The following is a 19,781-nucleotide window of genomic DNA, read 5'->3' on the forward strand; positions in this document are numbered from 1 at the left end:
AATGATGTATGTCATCAATTATAAAAAAATCGGGACTATAAATCGGAGTCAATAGTGGCTGTTTTTAATGGAGCAGAATCTTTATTTTTGATAATGATTATTATTTGCAATTTTGAGGCGCGTGAAATTTAGTCTATGTGGGGTGGGGGCGTCAAATCATCGCTAAAGGCGTGTTAAAAGCACAGGCTGGCTATGGTTATTGGCTCGGGTGATGATTATAATCGCCCGGATTTGTCTGGCCGACTAAAACTCCTCTCAAATCAATCTCTTGAGCATTTTAAAGCGTCCCATGATTTGGGCTGGGGAGTAGTCGCGACCAAAGAATACTCGTTTGTGGTACTGCGTCGTAAATACCGCAAGCGAGCAGCTCGTCGGTGCAGGTTGTCGCCCCAAAGGGGTGTCAGGTTCCCGCCAGGATGTAACCTGACTCACTCGGCTGGCTATGACAGCAGAATGTGCCAAGAGCTCCCACGCGGTCTGAAATAGTTTCAGGCCAACATCCACACGAACGACTAGGCAGAGACGTATGATAAAGATTCGTCGAGGATTGGATTTGCCCATTAACGGCAAGCCCAATCAATCTATTGAGGATGGCCCTCAAGTCCGCCAGGTAGCTCTCATAGGGTTTGATTACCAGGGTATGAAGCCCACTATGGCAGTGAAGGTAGGCGATAGGGTCAAGTTGGGTCAGGAATTATTTGCTGACAAGAAAATTGAAGGGGTTATTTACACTTCTCCCGCCTCTGGTGTTGTATCTGCCATTCATCGCGGTGACCAGCGTGTGTTTCACTCCATTGTGATTGACGTAGAGGGTGATGATGCGCTGGCGTTTAACCAATATGCCGCCGCTGACCTGGCTGGCTTGAGTGCTGAACAGGTTCAACAGAATCTGGTGCAGTCCGGTTTGTGGACTGCCTTTCGCACCCGTCCTTACAGCAAGTCGCCAACCCCGGGTTCCAAACCCCATTCCATTTTTGTCCAGGCCATAGATACCAATCCTCTGGCGGCTGACCCAGCGGTGATTATCGCCGCTAAGGCAGATGCCTTTGCCAATGGCTTGACACTGCTGGCGCGCCTGACCGAAGGCAAGGTGTTTGTCTGCCAGGCAGAAGCTGCCAACTTGCCCAAAGGGCAGGGCGCCAATATCGCCTATGAAAGCTTTGCCGGTGTTCATCCAGCCGGCAACCCGGGCACGCACATCCACTACCTGGATCCTGTCAGTGCGAGCAAAACCGTGTGGACTATCGGTTATCAGGACGTGATTGCCATCGGTGAGTTGTTTACCACTGGTCGCCTCAATGTTGAGCGTGTCGTAGCCCTGGCTGGTCCGCAGGTGGATCGTCCGCGCCTGGTGCGTACCCGTCTGGGCGCCAACCTGGACCAACTGACCCAAGGCCAGTTGAAAGCGGGTGAAAACCGCGTGATTTCCGGTTCTGTGTTTGGTGGTCGTCGCTCCTTTGGCAATCTCACCTTCCTCGGTCGTTTCCACACCCAGGTCAGTGTGTTACTGGAAGGCCGTGAGCGCGAAATGCTGCATTATCTGCGCGCCGGTTTTAACAAGTTCTCGGTGATGGGGATTTTTATCTCCAAGCTCTTTCCCTCAAAAACCTTCGACTTCACCACGTCTACTAATGGTTCCGAGCGCGCCATGGTGCCAGTGGGTTCCTACGAGAAGGTGATGCCATTGGATATCCTGCCCACCCAGTTGCTGCGTTCGCTGATTGTGGGTGATACCGAAACGGCACAAAAACTGGGTTGCCTGGAATTGGACGAAGAAGATTTGGCGCTGTGTACCTTTGTGTGCCCCGGCAAATACGAATACGGCCCGATTCTGCGCAACAACCTCACCCGTATCGAGAATGAGGGTTAATTGATGAGTCTGAGAAGCTTTCTGGACAATATAGAACCGCACTTCCACAAAGGCGGAAAATACGAGAAGTGGTACTCGCTGTTCGAAGCGGTTGACACAGGTCTGTTCAAGCCTGCCGATGTTACCAAGTCCACCTCTCATGTGCGTGATGGTATCGACCTCAAGCGCATTATGATCACGGTATGGCTCTGTGCCTGGCCGGCCATGTTCTTTGGTATGTACAACGTCGGCTTCCAGGCAAATACCATCCTCGCTGCCACCGGTGCTACCGGTATCGATAACTGGCACGGTGCCCTGGCGGCCCTGTTTGCCGGTCACAACCCTAACAGCATTTGGGATAACCTGGTGTTGGGTGCGGTTTACTTCCTGCCTATTTACGCCACGGTGTTTATTGTGGGTGGTATTTGGGAAGTGCTCTTCGCCAGTATTCGTGGCCACGAAGTCAACGAAGGTTTCTTCGTCACCTCCATCCTGTTTGCGCTTACCTGTCCACCGGACCTGCCACTCTGGCAGGCGGCTTTGGGGATCAGCTTTGGTGTGGTTATCGGTAAGGAAGTGTTTGGCGGTACTGGCAAGAATTTCCTCAATCCGGCACTGACCGGCCGTGCCTTTTTGTTCTTTGCATATCCCGCTGAAATTTCCGGCGATGCGGTATGGACTGCAGTGGACGGTTACACCGGCGCCACCACGTTGTCCGTGGCAGCACAACAGGGTATGGATGCGGTGATGAATCAGGTGAGCTGGCTGGATGCCTTTATCGGTTTCGAGCAGGGTTCTATTGGTGAAACCTCTGCACTGGCACTGATGCTGGGTGGTATTGTGCTATTGGTGATGGGCATTGCCTCTACCCGTATCGTGTTGGGTGTATTGATTGGCAGCTTGCTGACCACATTGCTGTATAACTGGGCCGGTGCTGAAAGCAGCAACCCCATGTTCCAAATGCCGTTCTGGTGGCACTGGGTGGTAGGTGGTTTTGCCTTTGGTCTCTTCTTCATGGCAACCGACCCTGTGTCTGCCTCCATGACCAATACTGGCAAGTGGATTTTTGGTGCCTTGATCGGCTTTATGGTAATCACCATCCGTGTGGTTAACCCTGCCTATCCTGAGGGCATGATGCTGGCGATCCTGTTCGCCAACATGTTTGCCCCCACCATTGACTACTTCGTCGTTCAATCCAATATCAAGAGGAGACTGGCGCGTGGCTAATCAACAAACAGCTAAGTACACCATCACAGTCACACTCATTATGTGTCTTGTGGCTTCTGTGCTGGTGTCGGCTTCGGCGGTGCTTTTGCGTCCGCTCCAGGTGGCTAACAAAACCCTGGACTTTAAACGTAACGTGCTTTCCATTGCCGGTATCTACGACCCGGGCAAAACGGTTGATGAGCAGTTTGCGCAAATTGAGGTAAAACTGGTGGATTTGGAAACCGGTCGCTTCAGTGATGCTATTGCTGACCTCGATCGTTTTGACCAAACCGCTTCTGCCAAAAAGCCCGACTTATCCGATCAACTTTCCTCTGAAGAGGATATTGCCAAGATTATTCGCCGTGAAAAATACGCTAAAGTTTTCATGGTGAAAAATGGTGATGAAATCAGCAAGATTATCCTGCCCGTACGCGGCTATGGTCTTTGGTCCACCATGTTTGGCTTCATCGCTTTGGATAAAGACTTGAATACCGTAGAGGGGTTCGGTTTCTACGACCAAAAAGAAACCCCCGGTCTGGGTGGTGAGGTTGATAATCCCAAGTGGAAGCAGCTTTGGATCGGCAAGAAAATCTATTCTGAGTCTGGTGATGTACGTTTGAGCGTCATTAAAGGCTTCGTGGATGGAGCTACTCCGGATGCTGAGCACAAAGTAGATGGCCTATCAGGTGCAACCCTCACCAGTAATGGTGTGAGCAACCTGGTGAAATTCTGGATGGGCGACAAGGGATACAAGCCTTTCCTGACTAACCTGAAAAATGGAGAGGCTTAATCATGAGTGTAAAAGCAAAAGAGCTCCTCACAAAACCGATCATCGAAAATAACCCGGTTATTTTGCAGATCCTGGGTATTTGTTCGGCGCTAGCGGTAACCTCCAGTGTGAAGGTGAGCCTGGTAATGGCCATTGGCCTGACCCTGGTATCCGCTTTCTCAAATTTCTTTGTGTCCCTGGTGCGCAACTACCTGCCCAGCAGCGTGCGTATCATTGCACAGATGATCATCATCTCCGCATTGGTTATTGTGGTTGACCAGGTGCTCAAGGCGGTGGCTTACGATATCAGTAAGCAATTGTCGGTATTTGTGGGCCTGATCATTACTAACTGTATTGTGATGGGGCGCACCGAAGCCTTCGCACTGAAAAACCCACCGGTTCCCAGCTTCCTCGATGGGATTGGCCACGGTTTGGGGTACTCAGCACTGCTGATTGTGGTAGCTACCTTCCGTGAGATATTGGGTGCCGGTAAATGGTTCGGCATCCAGATTCTGCCCACTGTTTCTGAAGGGGGCTGGTATGTGCCCAACGGCTTGTTGCTGCTACCGCCCAGTGCTTTCTTCCTGATTGGTTTAATCATCTGGGTACTGCGTACCTGGAAGAAAAACCAAGTGGAAAAGGCCTCTTTCACCATGGCACCCAACTCGGTTAAAACTCAGGAGATCGCATAATGGAACATTTATTAAGCCTTCTGGTGCGCTCCGTATTTATCGAGAACATGGCGCTCGCCTTCTTCCTGGGTATGTGCTCGTTCCTCGCCATGTCCAAGAAAATCAACGCGGCCATAGGTTTGGGGATCGCGGTCATTGTGGTGCAAACCGTTACTGTGCCTGCCAATAACCTGCTCCTTACGTATCTGTTGAAGGAAGATGCCTTAGCCTGGGCTGGTGTAACCGGTGTTGACCTGACCTTCCTGAGCTTCATTTCATTTATTGGTGTTATCGCTGCGATTGTGCAGATCATGGAAATGGTGATGGATAAATACATGCCGGCGCTGTACAACGCGCTGGGTGTATTCCTGCCACTGATTACTGTGAACTGCGTAATTATGGGCGGTTCGCTGTTTATGGTGGAGCGTGACTACCACTTTGCTGAAAGCGTTGTTTATGGTTTCGGTTCGGGTGCGGGTTGGGCCATTGCCATTGTTCTGCTGGCGGGTATCCTCGAAAAAATGAAGTACTCCGATATACCTGAAGGCCTGCGCGGCCTGGGTATTACCTTCATCACTGTGGGACTGATGTCATTGGGCTTTATGTCCTTTGGCGGTATTTCCCTGTAAGCGAGACGAGGAATAGACTGAATGAATATTGAAATTATTCTCGGCGTAGCCATGTTCACCTTCGTGGTGATTGCGCTGGTCGTCGTGATTCTGGTGGCCAAAGCCAAGCTGGTTAACAGCGGCGATGTGCAAATCCTTATCAACGATGAAAAAACCATTACGGTGCCTGCCGGCGGCAAGCTGCTACAAACCCTGGCAGCCAATAATGTGTTCCTGGCCTCTGCCTGTGGCGGTGGTGGTAGCTGTGCCCAATGTAAGTGTGTGGTGAATGAGGGCGGCGGTTCTATTCTGCCTACCGAAGAGCCACACTTTAACCGTCGTGAGCAGAACCAGGGCTGGCGACTGAGCTGCCAGGTTCCGGTAAAGCAAAACATGAAGATCCATGTACCGGAAGAAGTGTTTGGTGTTAAGCAGTGGGTGACCACTGTGGAGTCTAACCCCAACGTGGCTACCTTTATTAAAGAGTTGACCTTGCGTCTGCCCGAAGGTGAAAGCGTAGACTTCCGTGCAGGTGGTTATGTGCAGTTGGAAGCGCCAGTACACCATGTGAAATTTTCTGATTTTGAGATTGGTGAAGAATATCGTGGTGACTGGGAGCGTTTTGGTTTCTTCAACCTGGAATCCAAGGTGGATGAGCCGGTTATCCGCGCTTACTCCATGGCTAACTACCCGGAAGAAAAGGGCGTGGTTAAGTTCAATATCCGGATTGCGACGCCACCACCAAAGTCTCAGGGTATTCCCCCGGGTAAAATGTCCTCCTATGTGTTTAGCCTGAAGCCGGGTGACCAGATCACCGTGTATGGCCCCTTTGGTGAATTCTTTGCCAAGGAGACCGATGCCGAGATGGTGTTTATCGGTGGTGGTGCCGGTATGGCACCTATGCGTTCGCACATTTTCGACCAGCTGCGTCGTTTAAAGAGCAAGCGCAAAATCAGTTTCTGGTATGGTGCCCGCTCATTGCGTGAGCTCTTCTACAAAGAAGATTACGACATGTTGCAGGCTGAAAATGAGAACTTTAAGTGGCATATCGCCCTGTCCGATCCTCAGCCAGAGGATAACTGGAGTGGTTTAACCGGGTTTATTCACAACGTACTTTACGAGAATTACCTGAAAGACCACCCGGCACCTGAGGACTGCGAGTTCTACATGTGCGGCCCACCCATGATGAACGCCGCCGTTATCAAGATGTTGAAGAGTTTGGGTGTGGAAGATGAAAACATCCTGCTCGACGACTTCGGTGGCTAGTGAGTAAGGAAAACGAGGCAGAGAACCTGCCTCGTTTTTTTATTTCAAGGGCGTAAAATAGTCGTTGGAGTATGAACAAGTGAGGTATGTATGGCAGTCATGATTGTAACGTTGATAGTAATGCTGTTTGTGGCTCTGGCGCTGTCACTCAGTGCGTTGGCTGGACGTAAGCCGGTCAGTGGCTCTTGCGGCGGTGTGGGCAAGGCGTTAGGCCAGCCGGATTATGTGTGCCCTATCTGTGGTGACGATGAAGCCAAATGCGAAGCCGAAAAGAACAAAGACCTGGTGAAACAAGAGCCCAAAGCAAAGGTAGGTACTGCTGATTTGTCCTATGATGCTACCAAAAAGTAGTCAGGAGCATAGCGACAGGAATAACAATGGCCTCTTTGTTGCAGGTCAGGCGAAGGATTTCGCTATTACTGAGTGATTGGTGAAGTATTCGGTCGAATTAAGGGGTTTATCGTGGCTGACCACAGTTATGACCTGTTAGTAATAGGTTCTGGTCCATCTGGCGAGAGTGCTGCTATCGCAGCAGCAAAGATTGGTAAGCGGGTTGCCGTGATAGAAAACAGGGCGGTCGTGGGCGGTAGTTGTGCACATAAAGGCACAATTCCATCCAAATCCTTGCGCCATGTGGTTAAGCAAATTATCCAGTTTAAGGCGAATAGCCTGTTCCGTGAAATTGGCGATAGTCGTCGCCTGACCTTTCCCCGTGTACTGGCATCTGCTGCCAGGGTTATCCCGAAACAAGTTGAGTTGCACACAAATTTTTATGTGCGTAACCGGGTTAATGTCCACATTGGCCAAGCGTCGTTCATCGATAAAAATACCATTAGTCTCGCGATGTTGGATGGTGGGCGCGAAACTATCAATGCCAGCAAAATAGTCATTGCTACCGGCTCTCGCCCTTATCGTCCAGACGATGTGAATTTTGCGCATCCCCGTATTTATGACAGTGATACGATTCTCGGGATGGAGCATACCCCGCGTCATATTATTATTTACGGTGCCGGCGTGATTGGCTGCGAGTACGCTTCTATTTTTTCCGGTTTGGGTATGCGGGTGGATTTGATCAACAACCGCGAGCGTTTGTTATCTTTCCTTGACGATGAGATTTCCGATGCCCTTAGCTATCACTTGCGCGATAGTGGCGTGACTGTGCGTCACAATGAGGAATACGAGTCAATCGAAGCGAATGCATCCAGTGTGAGCTTGAACTTGAAATCAGGCAAGCGTCTCAAGGCAGATGCCATTCTCTGGTGTAATGGGCGTACCGGTAATACAGACTCGCTGAATCTGGCCGCAATTGGTTTGGAGGCGGATCATCGCGGCAATCTCAAGGTGGACAACAACTATTGCACCAGTGTGGACAACATCTATGCCGTGGGTGATGTCATTGGTTGGCCTAGCCTGGCCAGTGCGTCCTATGGCCAGGGCAGGGCGGTAACGGCAGGTATTTTTGGTGATGAATGTCGATTGGTAACCGATGTCCCTACCGGCATTTATACCCTGCCGGAAATCAGTTCCATTGGTAAAACTGAAACAGAGCTGACCCGTGCCAGGGTTCCCTATGAAGTGGGACGTGCCCTGTTTAAAAACACTGCACGAGGCCAGATCAGTGGTGAAGATGTCGGTATGCTCAAGTTGCTTTTCCATGTGGAGACATTGGAAATATTGGGGGTTCACTGCTTTGGTGCCGAGGCAGCGGAGATTGTCCATATCGGGCAGGCTATTATGAATCAGGAGAGTGAGGGTAATAGCATTGAGTATTTCCTGCATACAACATTTAATTACCCAACCATGGCTGAAGCCTATCGTATTGCGGCGCTGGATGGGATTAATCGCATTAACCGGCGCTAATTAGTGCACTCATATAGGGACGTATTTATTGAAAATGCAACAGATAAAAAACGCCGCAGAAGCGGCGTTTTTTATTTCAGTCATGTCTTCAGCTCATTGTGGCTCTGAGTCGCTACGCTTAAAGGTTTTTACGCTGCGGATAACATGGTCATATTCAAAATACACCACAAAATCTGCATAGACCCAGCGCGAAATGGGAGGGCTACCTACAGGTGCTGTTTGTTCCAATGGCATCCCAAAGCGTTTTTCCACCTCGGCCTTTTTCATCCCGGACCGGGGTACGGCAATAGAAGATTCCTGGCTCTGCTGGCCGATGGGAATGCGTATTTCTTCTGCGTAGGTAGATGATATGCCCGGTAAGCCTAAGATCAGGAACAAAAATACAAATGGACGGCGTAACATGAATACCTCCCAGTGATAGCTATTGTAGGACTTGTTTGCTGCGACGCTTTTCGGCCATTTGGGCGCGCATAATTTGCTGGCCGATCAGGTGCTGCTGGGTGTCGTTGATACGGTGGAATTTTGCCGCAATCTGGTACTCACCGGTGTTACTGGGTTCACAACGAATGATTTTGGCAAATACGACCAACCCGGCATTACTGGGCAAAAAGACCAGGCGCATGGCGACATAGCTCTCAATTGCCAGGGCTTGGCTGGAGCCAAAAGCGATTCCCCCTTCACTCAGGTTAACAATCTTAATGGTTTTTGACGGAGGTGGCGGTTTGTGCTCAATCAGCATCTGCTGGCTGATCAATTCAATTTTGCGGTTAAGGTTTTGCAAGTATTCGGCAACGGCGCGGTTAGATTCCCGAATCTGATGGAACAAGAGGGAGTTTTCTGTATCTATCTTGCGTAATTCGGCATAGAGCTTGAGTGAGGCGGTATTTGGAAACTGCAGCTCAGGCGCAGCGGTATTGGCAGTTACCTCGGGTACGACCCTGTATTCAAGGGCAATGCTTTCATCAATACGAAAATAACTGCGGCGTTCACTCATGGTCGTGATCTATTCTGGTAACCCTGTTCAGATTGGCTATAACCATAGCACACTCTGTCCCCGTTCGTGCTTGCCTCCTCTGGTTTCACGCTTTTACTTGAGCCTGACAAGGCAATTGGGTTTAATGCGCGCATGTTAACGAATATTCCTCTATATATCGGTTTGCGCTATACCCGCGCCAAACGCCGCAATCAATTCATATCCTTTATCAGCGCCTTCTCCCTGATCGGTATGGCCCTGGGGGTTATGGCCCTCATTATTGTGCTGTCGGTCATGAATGGCTTTGACCGCGAGATGAAGGAGCGCATTTTGAGTGTGGTCCCCCATGGTTTGGTCGATCAAAAACCGCTATTGCACGATTGGCATCTGTTGGCGGAACAGGTTGAGCAACACCCCCGGGTAGTGGCTGCGGCACCCTATTTGGCCAGTACGGTCATGATTAGCTATGCCGATGGAGTTGAGGCCGTCGAGCTGCAGGGGATTATCCCTGAGGAGGAAGCCAGGGTATCCATTGTGGATAAACGGATGCTGGTTGGCGATATGGCGTTGCTGCAACCCGGTGAATACGGGATTGTTATGGGGCGAATCCTTGCCAGCCGTCTGGCGCTGGCTCCGGGTGACAAGATCCGCATCACCTCACCGGATATTAACATTACGCCTCTGGGAGCCTTTACCCGCACCCGCCATTTCACATTGGTGGGGGTATTTGAAGTGGGGGCCCTGGTGGATAGCAACCTGGTGTTTATCCATCTGGATGATGCTAAAAGGTTCCTGCGCCAGCCCGGTGCCCAGGGGTTGCATGTTAAGACCGATAATATGCTCGATGCGCCCTTGATCATGAGTGACATCCGTCAGCGCTTGGGCGATTCGGTCCAGGTGAAAGACTGGAGCCAAACCCAGGGCAGCCTGTTCCAGGCCGTCAAAATGGAAAAAATGGTGGTGGGCGCCCTGCTGCTGATCATTATTGCAGTGGCGGCTTTCAATATAGTGTCCAGCCTTGTGTTGATGGTTGCTGACAAACGGTCCGACATTGCGGTATTGCGTACCCTGGGATTAAGTGCCCGCCAGGTGATGGCGATTTTTGTAGTACAAGGCTCGGCAGTCGGTTTCTTTGGAACCCTGGTGGGGGCACTGCTCGGTTGTTTTGTCGCCCTGACCCTGACCTCCCTGATGAATGTTCTACAGCAGTGGGTTGGTGTACAGGTGTTTGATCCTGATGTGTATTTCATTACCCAATTACCCTCTGTGTTGATGTGGCAGGATGTTGTCGTGATATGCGCTATGGCACTGTCACTTAGCTTCCTGGCAACCCTTTATCCTGCTTATCGCGCTGCCCGTATAGAACCGGCGGAAGCGCTCAGATACGAATAAGGCTCTTCTATGTCTGCTCCCGCCTCCCAAACCACTGCCGTGCTCTACTGCAAATCGGTTAGCAAATCTTACCGGCAAGGCAATCTGGCTGTGCCTGTATTACAGCAGGTTAATTTGCAGGTGAGCAGGGGGGAGCGTGTCGCTATTGTGGGGGCATCAGGTTCAGGTAAGTCAACGCTGCTGAATATTTTGGGTGGCCTTGATGTGCCTGATACCGGCAGTGTGGAAGTGGCTGGTCAATTGCTTTCCAATTTAAGTGCCGATGAGCGCGGGCGATTACGCAACCGCAGCCTTGGTTTTGTTTACCAGTTCCACCATTTATTGCCTGAATTTACGGCGATTGAAAATGTCGCCATGCCTTTGCTGATTGCCCGCAAGTCCCGCACGGAAGCCAAGGCAGCAGCGGCTGCACTCTTGCAACGGGTAGGTTTGGAGCATCGCCTGGAGCACAAGCCTTCGGAGTTGTCCGGTGGTGAGCGCCAACGTGTGGCTATTGCTCGGGCACTGGTTACCAATCCCGCCTGTGTGTTGATGGATGAACCAACAGGCAACCTCGACCGTCAGGCCGCCGATAGCATCCAGCAGCTGATGTTAGAGCTGAATCAATCGATCGGTACCAGTTTTATTGTGGTGACCCATGACCCATCCCTGGCGGCACGTATGGATCGTACGCTAACCCTGATGGATGGCAATCTTGAGGAAACCGTGTGATTAAGCCCTATATCTTTTTGTTGGGTGCTCGCTACGGTTTGTCGCACCGACACAGCCAGCTGGTGTCATTTATTTCCCGGTTATCGACCGCCGGGCTGGTGATTGGTGTTGGTCTGCTGGTGTTGGTGATGTCGATCATGAATGGCTTCGATCGCGATCTGCGCGAAAACATCCTCGGTATCATGCCCCAGGCCAGCCTTTATCACCGGGACGCTATTACCGATGCGGATGCCCTGATCGGCCAGTTGAGCCAGGACCCTCGCATTTTAGGCGCCAGTCCGTTTGTGCAGTTAAACGGGTTGCTCAGTGTGCGCAAGCAGGTTGCTCCCGTTGCCTTGTTTGGGGTCGACCCCGCGCAGGAGTCCAGTACATCCAACCTCGAAAAATATCTGCCTGGGGGAACTTTTGCCCAATTGGCGCAAAGTCCTATGGGCATTGTCATTGGGCGCGGTGTGGCAGAAAAACTCAATACCAGCGTGGGTGATAACCTGTCCCTGATCGTTCCGGCGGGCAGTGGTGATACCCAGGCACCACGTATCCAGGTGGTACATGTGCTGGCCATTATTGACAGCCATACCGAGCTGGATAACGGCCTGGCATTAATGAATCTCACCGAAGCCTCTTCCCTGTCGGGCCATCCGGGCCAGGTTACGGGGATTCGCCTCAAGGTGGCAGATTTATTTGCCGCCCCGGAAATTGTGTATGAATGGGTTGGCCAGTTGCCGCCGGGTTATTATGGCTCCAGCTGGATGCGTACCCACGGTAATGTCTACCAGGCTATTCAAATGTCCAAAAACCTGGTGGGTATGTTGTTATTTTTGATTATTGCCATCGCGGCTTTTAATCTGGTTTCCACCTTGATTATGGTGGTCGTCGATAAGCAGGGTGATATTGCTATCCTGCGTACCATGGGCGCATCCAGCGGCGACATTATGGGAATATTTATGATGCAGGGTGGATTGATTGGCATCATTGGCGCTGGACTTGGGCTGGCATTAGGTGCGTTTTTATCAGTCGTAGTAACGCCTTTTGTGCAGTTGGTGGAAAAGTGGTTGGGTATCCAGTTTTTACACTCGGATGTCTATCCCATATCCTATTTACCCTCTGAGTTTCAGTGGAACGATGCGCTGAGGGTTGTTGTTACGGCGCTGGTGATCAGCTTTTTTGCAACCCTGTATCCTGCCTGGCGCGCGAGCCGTGTGCAGCCGGCAGATGCCTTACGCTACGAATATTAAGGATTGATACACCCCCCGGATTTTGCTGGCATGGATGCTGTTGGGTGATACAGTAATTGGTACCTTAAGGACACACAATGACTATGGAACGGTTATTTACATCTCTTTCAATAACACCGCACAAGCGGGCACCACTGAACAGTCTGTTGCTACTGTTTTCACTCGGTATTCTCTGCGTTAGCTATTTTCCGGTTTTACCATCCTGCTATTGGTTGGTGTTACTCATCCCAATGCTTTTGCTAATTCGGGTGTGGCAGCGCTTTTTATTCGCTGTTGTTTATGCATTCGGTATTGCCTGGGGCGTTATCGCGGGGCATCAGTTGCTTGCCCAACAACTGGATGCAGATGATGAAGGGAAACTGATTCCGGTTAATGGATGGATCGAAGGCATTCCGCTCAATGATGCTGATAAAGTTCGCTTTGTTTTACGTGTTGATCATTGGGGCATAGAACAATCATCATCCATAAACCTGCCAGAGAAAATACTGTTGAGCTGGTATCAGCATGCACAAACAAAACCTGTCAATGTGGTGCCGGGTGAATACTGGCGTTTTCATGTGCGGCTCAAACGGCCTCGCGGTATGGTGAACCCCGGTGGTTTTGATTATCAAGCCTGGCTGCTACGCCGGGGATTGGGGGCAACGGGATACATCGTCCAGGGCGAGCCTGATACATCCGATCGTTGGATTCCAATCCAGGCTCGCATCGATCATTGGCGCTGGCACTTGCAGCAGTGGGTGCGCGATAACACTGCATCGAATAATAAAGGAATCCTGGTGGCGCTCTTGATCGGGGACACCGGGGGAGTTGAAAAAAGCCAATGGCAGCAGGTGCAGCAAACGGGTATCAGCCACTTAATTGCCATTTCCGGTTTGCATGTCGGGTTCCTGGCATTGGTGGGATACCTGGCCGGGTTGTATGTGGGGCGATGCCTGAACGGTTTTGTTCAAGGACGGCCCGCACAGATTTTTGCATATCTTGGCGCTATTGTTTTCGCATTGTTCTATAGCGCATTAGCTGGATTCAATATACCCACGGTTCGCACACTCATTATGTTGGGCGTGTTTTATCTCGCTGCGTTTTTTTATCGTCGCGCCCGTTTAAGCCATATCTATTTTATGGCGCTCGCCCTGGTGTTGGTCATCCAGCCATTGGCTGCATTTGATATAGGCTTCTGGCTATCGTTTATCGCCGTAGCCCTGTTGATTCTGGTCTTTTCCGGGCGCTATGAGCCTAAGGTAGGCTATGTGCCATTCTGGTCGAGGACTACAGCAAAAGGGCTGTTGTCAGGTTACTGCAAATCCCAGTGGGTGATGTTTATTGGGTTGTTGGTACCTTTGTCCATGCTGGTTAACACTATTCCCTTGCTATCACCGGTTGCCAATTTTGTGGCAATTCCACTGGTAACATTTTTTGTGGTTCCCTGCTTGTTACTGGGCGCTGTGTTGGCTTTTGTCAGCCAGGGATTGGGCGGGTTCTTCCTGATGCTGGCGGCAGTTGGTATTGACGGACTCATGCAATGGCTGGATTGGCTTATCGGGTTGGCATCAAGCTGGCACAGTCCAACATTAACTTTCTCCCTTCCTGTGGCAGCTGTGCTGGGGGCAGCGGGTCTGGTGTTGCTATTACCGGTTGGCTTGGTACCGCGTTGGTGGGGATATGTCAGTTTGGTCATGGGTATTGCCCTGGCGGTTTTACCCCTGCCGGATCGCCCCGAATTGCAGTTGACGATTCTGGATGTCGGGCAGGGCAGCGCCCTGGTGGCAAGTACGCCCAATCATCATCTGGTATTTGATACGGGGCCGCAGTTCAGCAAGGATTTTGATGGCGGCACGGGGATTGTCTTGCCTTATTTGCGCTCACTGGCATTGCGTAAACTGGATGCTCTGGTCATTAGTCACTGGGATAAGGATCATGCAGGGGGCTATCAGGGATTGGTGGATGCCATTCCCATCGGGCGAATCTATTGGGGTGAGCCCTCACGGCATCGGATGGATGAGCCTATGCGCGAGGGGGAAGACTGCCATCAGTCATTTGCATGGCGTTGGGATAATGTCGAGTTCCAGTTTTTACAGCGTGAAATCTCTGCCAGGGCCAGTGCCAACCATCGTTCATGTGTACTGTTAATTCGCTACGCTGGCCAGAATATATTATTGCCTGGTGATTTGGACTCCAAAGGGGAATGGGCGCTGTTGCGTGGGAATGAATTGCCTCCCGGGCTTACCCTGGTGGTGGCAGCACACCATGGCAGTCGCAGTTCATCCAATCCTGGATTTGTGGCTTATACCTCCCCGGACTGGGTAGCTTATTCCGCGGGCTATAAAAACCAGCATAACCATCCCCATCCTCAGGTACAGGCGCGCTATGCGCAACAGGGCAGCCGCCCACTGAATACGGCGTGGCATGGAGCGTTGGTTTTTCGCTGGTATAAGGATGGACGATTTGAGCAAATCCGTGCGCGGGATACATACCGGCGTTATTGGTTTGATGTAGTTCCAGAGATCACCCAATGAATCCAATAGCTTTCACAGATTTAACACCGACTGCTGGCCAGGGCATGGTTTTCTACCCATCTTATGGTATGGTACGCCGCACTTTGTGTGGGCTGCCGGGTTCGAAAGCCTGCCGTTTACTAAGCTCGAGCCAAACCATAAGAGGGTATTGCAGGTGATAGAGATTTTTTTAGCCGGCGGTTTTTTAATGTGGCCGATTCTCTTGTGTTCGCTGGTGGTTATTGGTGTAAGTCTTGAGCGTTATTGGACCCTCAACCCCGCTAAAATTGCACCCAAGACATTGCTGGCCCAAGTGTGGAGCTGGATTAAAAATAATCAGGTTGATGCCTCTAAATTGCGTGAGCTGAAACAGTCTTCTCCCCTGGGGCAAATCCTGGCCGCTGGCCTCAGTAATTCCAAGCATGGTCGGGAAGTGATGAAAGATTCGATCCAGGAAGCGGCTAACCAGGTCATTCATGACCTGGAGCGATACATTAATATTTTGGGAACGATTGCCAATGTTGTTCCTTTAATGGGGCTTTTGGGGACTGTATTCGGCATGATTGAGGTGTTTAATGCAATTATGCTGCAAGGGTCGGGTAATACCGGGGTATTGGCAGGCGGTATTTCCGTTGCCCTGTATACCACCGCCTTTGGGCTGTTGGTAGCCATTCCCGCCATGATTGCACATCGTTTCTTCCAGCGTCGTATCGATTCTATTGTCGTTACCATGGAGGAAGAGGCGATCAAATTGGTAGACGCTTTACACTCGGATCGGCGTGTCGATGTGAAACTGGTGTAATGGGGTTATCTGATGAAATTCCAGCGCCAAAAAGTCGATAACGACGGGATTAACCTGACACCATTGATTGATGTGGTGTTTTTGCTGTTGATCTTCTTTATGGTTTCTACCACGTTTACCCGTGAAACCCATCTCAGTGTGGATTTGCCAGAGGCGACGGGAAAACCCAGCAGCGATACCCCCAAGCTGATTGAAATCCTTATCGCTGCTGATGGCAGTTATTCGGTCAATGGCAAGGTCCTGGTCAATAGCAAGCCTGAGACGTTGCGCGTTGCCCTGGAGAAAACTGCCGAGGGGGATAATCGTTTACCCCTGGCAATTACGGCTGATGCCAAGACGCCTCACCAGTTTGTAGTCGCTGCCATGGATGTCGCTGGCCAGTTGGGCTTCTCCCGCTTGAGTATCACCTCCCGTCAACCGGACCCACAGGCACCCTGATGCCACATGGTCGGGTTTAACCTGGCCATGTGTATCGGTAGAATGCGACTCTTTGGTTTTCGCGGGAATTTGTCTTTGCGCCCATCATCCACCTCATCGTCCACGTCTTCGCGCCAACAGGCATGGCTTGATGCCTGGTATGGCCAGCGTCGCTGGACATTATGGTTGCTGCCACTGATGTGGATCTTCGTTGCCCTGAGCCGTTTCCGACGCTGGTGGATCCTGCGCTATCAACAGGTAAATTTGCCAACCCCCTTGATTGTTGTTGGCAATATTTCGGTAGGGGGAACGGGTAAAACCCCTTTATTGATTGCCCTGGTCAAACATTTCCAGGCCCAGGGTTATAACCCCGGTGTGATCAGTCGAGGCTATGGCGGGCGAGCCCCGAATTACCCCTATTTGGTTGAAAGCTCATCAACCCCGGCAGAGGCTGGCGATGAGCCAATTTCTATTTACCGGCAAACGGGTTGTGCCATTTGCGTCGGACCTGATCGGGTTGCGGCAGCCCGTTACCTGGAAGATTTAGGTTGTGACCTGCTGTTGAGTGATGATGGTTTACAGCATTATCGCCTGGGGCGGGATATTGAAATTGCGCTAGTCGATGGCTTGCGCGGAGTCGGTAATGGACACTGTTTGCCGGTAGGGCCACTACGCGAGTCTGCGGAGCGGTTGAAGTCGGTAGACTGGGTGGTTGCCAATAGCCCATCCGATAGTTTTTCGCTGCCTGTCGATGAACCTGTGTTTACCATTCCGATGGCAATAGCACCCCTGTGCTTTCAATCGCTCTTATCCACTGAGTCTTTGGCAATAGATGCTTTCACAGGTAAGTCGGTACATGCAGTGGCTGGTATAGGCAACCCGCGGCGCTTTTATCAAAGTTTGCAGTTACTCGGTGTCGAGCCGGTGGAGCACAGTTATCCTGATCACCACAGCTATGCCCCCGCTGATCTCGCTTTTGATGAAAACCTGCCCGTGGTGATGACCGAAAAGGATGCGGTTAAGTGCAGGGCCTTTGCGCAAGAAAACTGGTACTACCTGGTGATAGAAGCCCGGTTACCGGATCTATTCTGGTCTGCCTTGGATAATAAGGTAGGGCGGGTAAAAGAACAGAAAAAGGCTGCCTTTGAATAGGATTCCGGGCGGTTTTGCCTTATCACCCAAGAGAAGCTATTTATGAGTTTTTATGTCGTCATTCCCGCCCGCTATGCGTCTACGCGCTTGCCCGCAAAACCATTAAAGGACATTGCCGGCAAACCCATGATCCAGCATGTTTATGAGCGCGCCAGCCAAAGCCAGGCCAAGGCAGTCATTATTGCCACTGATGACGCACGTATCCAGGCTGTTGCACAGGCATTTGGTGCCCAGGTCGTGATGACTTCTGCCAGCCATAGCTCGGGTACTGATCGCTTACAAGAGGTTACCCGTACCCTGGGGCTGGCTGCAGATGACATAGTGGTCAATGTGCAGGGGGATGAGCCTTTGATTCCGCCGGCGGTCATCAACCAGGTCGCTACAAACCTGGCGGCCAATACCTATGCCAGCGTTGCCACCCTGAGCGAGCCAATCCATTACCTTGAAGATTTCCACAACCCCAATATTGTGAAGGTGGTTGCCGATAAAGCGGGCAGGGCACTGTACTTTAGTCGCGCACCAATCCCCTGGCCGCGCGATCATTTTGCAAAACCGGATGTCAACGTCCTGCCGGATAATTTCCCGGCGCAGCGTCATATAGGTATTTACTCCTATCGTGTCGCTCTGCTGGATCGTTTTGTGACCTGGCCCCAGGCAACGCTGGAATCCATAGAGTCTTTGGAGCAATTGCGTGTCCTGGCCAATAGCGAGGCAATCCATGTTGCCGAGGCTTGTGCACAGGTACCTGGTGGCGTGGATACCGAAGCCGATTTACAGCGCGTTAAGGCATTGTTGGAGGTTGGGCAGTGATTCAGGTTTTATTTGTTTGCCTTGGCAATATTTGTCGTTCACCAACAGCAGATGGAATTTTTCGCCATTTCATCGAAGATGCCGGCTTGCAAGACAAGGTTTATGTTGATTCTGCGGGCACTGGTGATTGGCATATAGGGCGCGCTCCCGATCCCCGCTCCCAGGCGGCTGCGCGCCAGCGTGGTTATGATTTATCCATGCTGCGGGCGCGCCAGGTGAGTTCGGTGGACTTCTCCCGGTTCGATTACATCCTGGCCATGGATAATGCCAATTTGCGTGACTTGCAACGAATGAAACCCGCAAATTACCAGGGCCATTTGGGGCTGTTCCTCGCCTTTGGTGAACGTCAGGATTACCGCGAGGTACCCGATCCCTATTACGGTGAAAACGATGGCTTTGAGTTGGTATTGGATTTGGTAGAAGACGCTGCTCGCGGACTGCTTACTGATATTCGTCAACGCCATTTATAGTCGAGTTTGCCGTGCCTCTGTTTCTACCGCACTTTAACCTGCAAAAACACAACACCCTGGCTGTGCCCGCAGTTGCCGACTGGTTTGTGAGCATCACTAACGATACCGAATTGCGTGAAGCCTTGGCGTGGGCCGGGGAGCGCAGCCTTCCCTTATTGGTATTGGGTGGTGGAAGCAACCTGGTGTTGCGCGATGACTTTCATGGTTTGGTGATCCATATACGCAGCCAGGGCAAAATCCTGGCCGCTGAAAATGAGCAATATGTCTGGCTACAGGTGGCCGCGGGTGAAAATTGGCATCAACTGGTTGAATACACGCTGGCTGAAGGTTTGTTTGGCTTGGAAAACCTGTCGTTAATACCCGGCAGTGTCGGTGCCGCCCCCATTCAGAACATTGGCGCTTATGGGGTGGAGCTGTGTGACGTGTTTGCCGAACTTTCTGCCATGGAAATCGCTTCTGGCCTGTCAGTCACTTTTACCGCAGAAAGCTGTCACTTTGGCTATCGCGACAGCATCTTTAAAAATGCGCTTAACGGTAAATACATTATTACCCAGGTAACCCTGAAGCTATCGCGGGAGCCTCGTTTAGTGTTGGACTATCCGGCGCTGCGCGAGGAGCTCAAGGCGATACCTATGGATCAACTGACTCCCGAAAAGGTCAGCGAAGCGGTAATCGCTATCCGCCGCTCCAAATTGCCGGACCCTGCAAACATGCCTAATGCCGGCTCTTTTTTTAAGAACCCGATTGTGGATGGCCCCGAGTATCAGCGACTCATTGCCGCTTATCCGGACTTGGTTGCCTATCCGCAAGCTGATGGCCATTTTAAGCTCGCAGCAGCCTGGTTAATCGACCGTGCTGGTTGGCGCGGGCGCCAGCTCGCCGGCGCTGCTGTCCATGAATATCAGGCACTGGTACTGACCAATCCGCAGCGCTTACCCGGCAGTGCTGTGTTGGCTTTAGCCGGGCATATAGTCCAATCGGTAGAAGAGCAGTTTGGTGTGACATTGGAAATGGAGCCCAGGATTTACCCTTGAGATGTGAATATTTCACTTTTTGGGAGTCTGATTTTTCACTGGAATTTTCCTGAAAAAACGTTAT

Annotated in this window: 20 protein-coding genes; 18 read left to right on the forward strand and 2 right to left on the reverse strand. The window is 51.3% G+C overall.

Annotated elements, in window-relative coordinates:
- Positions 1–526 precede the first annotated feature (526 nt).
- From CJA_RS08600 to sthA, 8 genes are all read left to right on the forward strand, one after another.
- Complete coding sequence (locus CJA_RS08600) at positions 527–1,870, forward strand: Na(+)-translocating NADH-quinone reductase subunit A (RefSeq protein WP_012487385.1); 1,344 nt, start codon at positions 527–529, stop codon at positions 1,868–1,870.
- Between the two features lie 3 nt (positions 1,871–1,873).
- Positions 1,874–3,076, forward strand: coding sequence for an NADH:ubiquinone reductase (Na(+)-transporting) subunit B (locus tag CJA_RS08605; RefSeq protein ID WP_012487386.1), 1,203 nt, complete (start codon positions 1,874–1,876; stop codon positions 3,074–3,076).
- Positions 3,069–3,845 (forward strand): Na(+)-translocating NADH-quinone reductase subunit C, encoded by a 777-nt coding sequence (locus CJA_RS08610; RefSeq protein WP_012487387.1) that lies wholly within the window; start codon positions 3,069–3,071, stop codon positions 3,843–3,845. The genes CJA_RS08605 and CJA_RS08610 overlap by 8 nt, the downstream gene beginning before the upstream one ends.
- Before the next feature lie 2 nt (positions 3,846–3,847).
- A complete protein-coding gene (locus CJA_RS08615; protein WP_012487388.1) occupies positions 3,848–4,516 on the forward strand; it encodes an NADH:ubiquinone reductase (Na(+)-transporting) subunit D in 669 nt (222 codons plus the stop codon).
- Positions 4,516–5,124, forward strand: coding sequence for an NADH:ubiquinone reductase (Na(+)-transporting) subunit E (gene nqrE / locus CJA_RS08620; protein ID WP_012487389.1), 609 nt, complete (start codon positions 4,516–4,518; stop codon positions 5,122–5,124). The genes CJA_RS08615 and nqrE overlap by 1 nt, the downstream gene beginning before the upstream one ends.
- 21 nt (positions 5,125–5,145) lie before the next feature.
- Positions 5,146–6,369: an NADH:ubiquinone reductase (Na(+)-transporting) subunit F gene (gene nqrF, locus CJA_RS08625; RefSeq protein ID WP_012487390.1), complete on the forward strand. Its 1,224-nt coding sequence runs from the start codon at positions 5,146–5,148 to the stop codon at positions 6,367–6,369.
- Between the two features lie 90 nt (positions 6,370–6,459).
- Positions 6,460–6,720, forward strand: a complete 261-nt coding sequence (gene nqrM, locus CJA_RS08630; RefSeq protein WP_012487391.1) for a (Na+)-NQR maturation NqrM — start codon at positions 6,460–6,462, stop codon at positions 6,718–6,720.
- Positions 6,721–6,831: 111 nt separating this feature from the next.
- Positions 6,832–8,229, forward strand: a complete 1,398-nt coding sequence (gene sthA, locus CJA_RS08635) for a Si-specific NAD(P)(+) transhydrogenase (protein ID WP_012487392.1) — start codon at positions 6,832–6,834, stop codon at positions 8,227–8,229.
- Positions 8,230–8,322: 93 nt separating this feature from the next.
- Here sthA and CJA_RS08640 read toward each other — a convergent pair whose 3' ends face one another.
- On the reverse strand, positions 8,323–8,631 hold the full coding sequence (locus CJA_RS08640) for a hypothetical protein (RefSeq protein ID WP_012487393.1): 309 nt from the start codon (positions 8,629–8,631) through the stop codon (positions 8,323–8,325).
- Positions 8,632–8,650: 19 nt separating this feature from the next.
- Positions 8,651–9,223 carry a PilZ domain-containing protein gene (locus CJA_RS08645; protein WP_012487394.1) on the reverse strand — a complete coding sequence of 191 codons (573 nt, stop codon included), beginning with the start codon at positions 9,221–9,223 and terminating at the stop codon, positions 8,651–8,653.
- A 132-nt stretch (positions 9,224–9,355) separates the two neighbouring features.
- Here CJA_RS08645 and CJA_RS08650 point away from each other — a divergent pair, with 132 nt between their 5' ends.
- From CJA_RS08650 to murB, 10 genes are all read left to right on the forward strand, one after another.
- Positions 9,356–10,594, forward strand: a complete 1,239-nt coding sequence (locus CJA_RS08650; protein WP_041551354.1) for a lipoprotein-releasing ABC transporter permease subunit — start codon at positions 9,356–9,358, stop codon at positions 10,592–10,594.
- A gap of 9 nt (positions 10,595–10,603) precedes the next feature.
- Positions 10,604–11,305, forward strand: coding sequence for a lipoprotein-releasing ABC transporter ATP-binding protein LolD (lolD, locus tag CJA_RS08655; RefSeq protein WP_012487396.1), 702 nt, complete (start codon positions 10,604–10,606; stop codon positions 11,303–11,305).
- On the forward strand, positions 11,302–12,540 hold the full coding sequence (locus tag CJA_RS08660) for a lipoprotein-releasing ABC transporter permease subunit (protein WP_012487397.1): 1,239 nt from the start codon (positions 11,302–11,304) through the stop codon (positions 12,538–12,540). The genes lolD and CJA_RS08660 overlap by 4 nt, the downstream gene beginning before the upstream one ends.
- An 83-nt stretch (positions 12,541–12,623) precedes the next feature.
- Complete coding sequence (locus tag CJA_RS08665; RefSeq protein WP_262369372.1) at positions 12,624–15,053, forward strand: DNA internalization-related competence protein ComEC/Rec2; 2,430 nt, start codon at positions 12,624–12,626, stop codon at positions 15,051–15,053.
- A 154-nt stretch (positions 15,054–15,207) separates the two neighbouring features.
- Positions 15,208–15,834, forward strand: coding sequence for a MotA/TolQ/ExbB proton channel family protein (locus CJA_RS08670; protein WP_041552152.1), 627 nt, complete (start codon positions 15,208–15,210; stop codon positions 15,832–15,834).
- A 12-nt stretch (positions 15,835–15,846) separates the two neighbouring features.
- The gene (locus CJA_RS08675) at positions 15,847–16,272 is read left to right on the forward strand and encodes an ExbD/TolR family protein (RefSeq protein ID WP_012487400.1); all 426 of its coding nucleotides are present in this window, start codon (positions 15,847–15,849) and stop codon (positions 16,270–16,272) included.
- A 75-nt stretch (positions 16,273–16,347) separates the two neighbouring features.
- Positions 16,348–17,403, forward strand: a complete 1,056-nt coding sequence (gene lpxK, locus CJA_RS08680; protein ID WP_041552154.1) for a tetraacyldisaccharide 4'-kinase — start codon at positions 16,348–16,350, stop codon at positions 17,401–17,403.
- A gap of 42 nt (positions 17,404–17,445) precedes the next feature.
- Complete coding sequence (gene kdsB / locus CJA_RS08685) at positions 17,446–18,213, forward strand: 3-deoxy-manno-octulosonate cytidylyltransferase (RefSeq protein ID WP_012487402.1); 768 nt, start codon at positions 17,446–17,448, stop codon at positions 18,211–18,213.
- Positions 18,210–18,683 (forward strand): low molecular weight protein-tyrosine-phosphatase, encoded by a 474-nt coding sequence (locus CJA_RS08690; protein ID WP_012487403.1) that lies wholly within the window; start codon positions 18,210–18,212, stop codon positions 18,681–18,683. Before kdsB ends, CJA_RS08690 begins: the two co-directional genes overlap by 4 nt.
- Before the next feature lie 11 nt (positions 18,684–18,694).
- Positions 18,695–19,717, forward strand: a complete 1,023-nt coding sequence (gene murB, locus CJA_RS08695) for a UDP-N-acetylmuramate dehydrogenase (RefSeq protein ID WP_012487404.1) — start codon at positions 18,695–18,697, stop codon at positions 19,715–19,717.
- Positions 19,718–19,781: the final 64 nt, after the last annotated feature.

Origin of the sequence: Cellvibrio japonicus Ueda107, assembly GCF_000019225.1 — a bacterium.
GTDB lineage: Bacteria > Pseudomonadota > Gammaproteobacteria > Pseudomonadales > Cellvibrionaceae > Cellvibrio > Cellvibrio japonicus.

What these genes read in the sequence shown, in the direction of transcription:
- CJA_RS08600 (WP_012487385.1), top strand. Translation starts at nt 527, where the DNA reads ATGATAAAGATTCGTCGAGGATTGGATTTGCCCATTAACGGCAAGCCC.
- CJA_RS08665 (WP_262369372.1), top strand. Translation starts at nt 12,624, where the DNA reads ATGGAACGGTTATTTACATCTCTTTCAATAACACCGCACAAGCGGGCA.
- lolD (WP_012487396.1), top strand. Translation starts at nt 10,604, where the DNA reads ATGTCTGCTCCCGCCTCCCAAACCACTGCCGTGCTCTACTGCAAATCG.
- nqrF (WP_012487390.1), top strand. Translation starts at nt 5,146, where the DNA reads ATGAATATTGAAATTATTCTCGGCGTAGCCATGTTCACCTTCGTGGTG.
- CJA_RS08675 (WP_012487400.1), top strand. Translation starts at nt 15,847, where the DNA reads ATGAAATTCCAGCGCCAAAAAGTCGATAACGACGGGATTAACCTGACA.
- CJA_RS08605 (WP_012487386.1), top strand. Translation starts at nt 1,874, where the DNA reads ATGAGTCTGAGAAGCTTTCTGGACAATATAGAACCGCACTTCCACAAA.
- kdsB (WP_012487402.1), top strand. Translation starts at nt 17,446, where the DNA reads ATGAGTTTTTATGTCGTCATTCCCGCCCGCTATGCGTCTACGCGCTTG.
- CJA_RS08615 (WP_012487388.1), top strand. Translation starts at nt 3,848, where the DNA reads ATGAGTGTAAAAGCAAAAGAGCTCCTCACAAAACCGATCATCGAAAAT.
- CJA_RS08640 (WP_012487393.1), bottom strand. Translation starts at nt 8,631, where the DNA reads ATGTTACGCCGTCCATTTGTATTTTTGTTCCTGATCTTAGGCTTACCG.
- nqrE (WP_012487389.1), top strand. Translation starts at nt 4,516, where the DNA reads ATGGAACATTTATTAAGCCTTCTGGTGCGCTCCGTATTTATCGAGAAC.
- nqrM (WP_012487391.1), top strand. Translation starts at nt 6,460, where the DNA reads ATGGCAGTCATGATTGTAACGTTGATAGTAATGCTGTTTGTGGCTCTG.
- CJA_RS08645 (WP_012487394.1), bottom strand. Translation starts at nt 9,223, where the DNA reads ATGAGTGAACGCCGCAGTTATTTTCGTATTGATGAAAGCATTGCCCTT.
- CJA_RS08650 (WP_041551354.1), top strand. Translation starts at nt 9,356, where the DNA reads ATGTTAACGAATATTCCTCTATATATCGGTTTGCGCTATACCCGCGCC.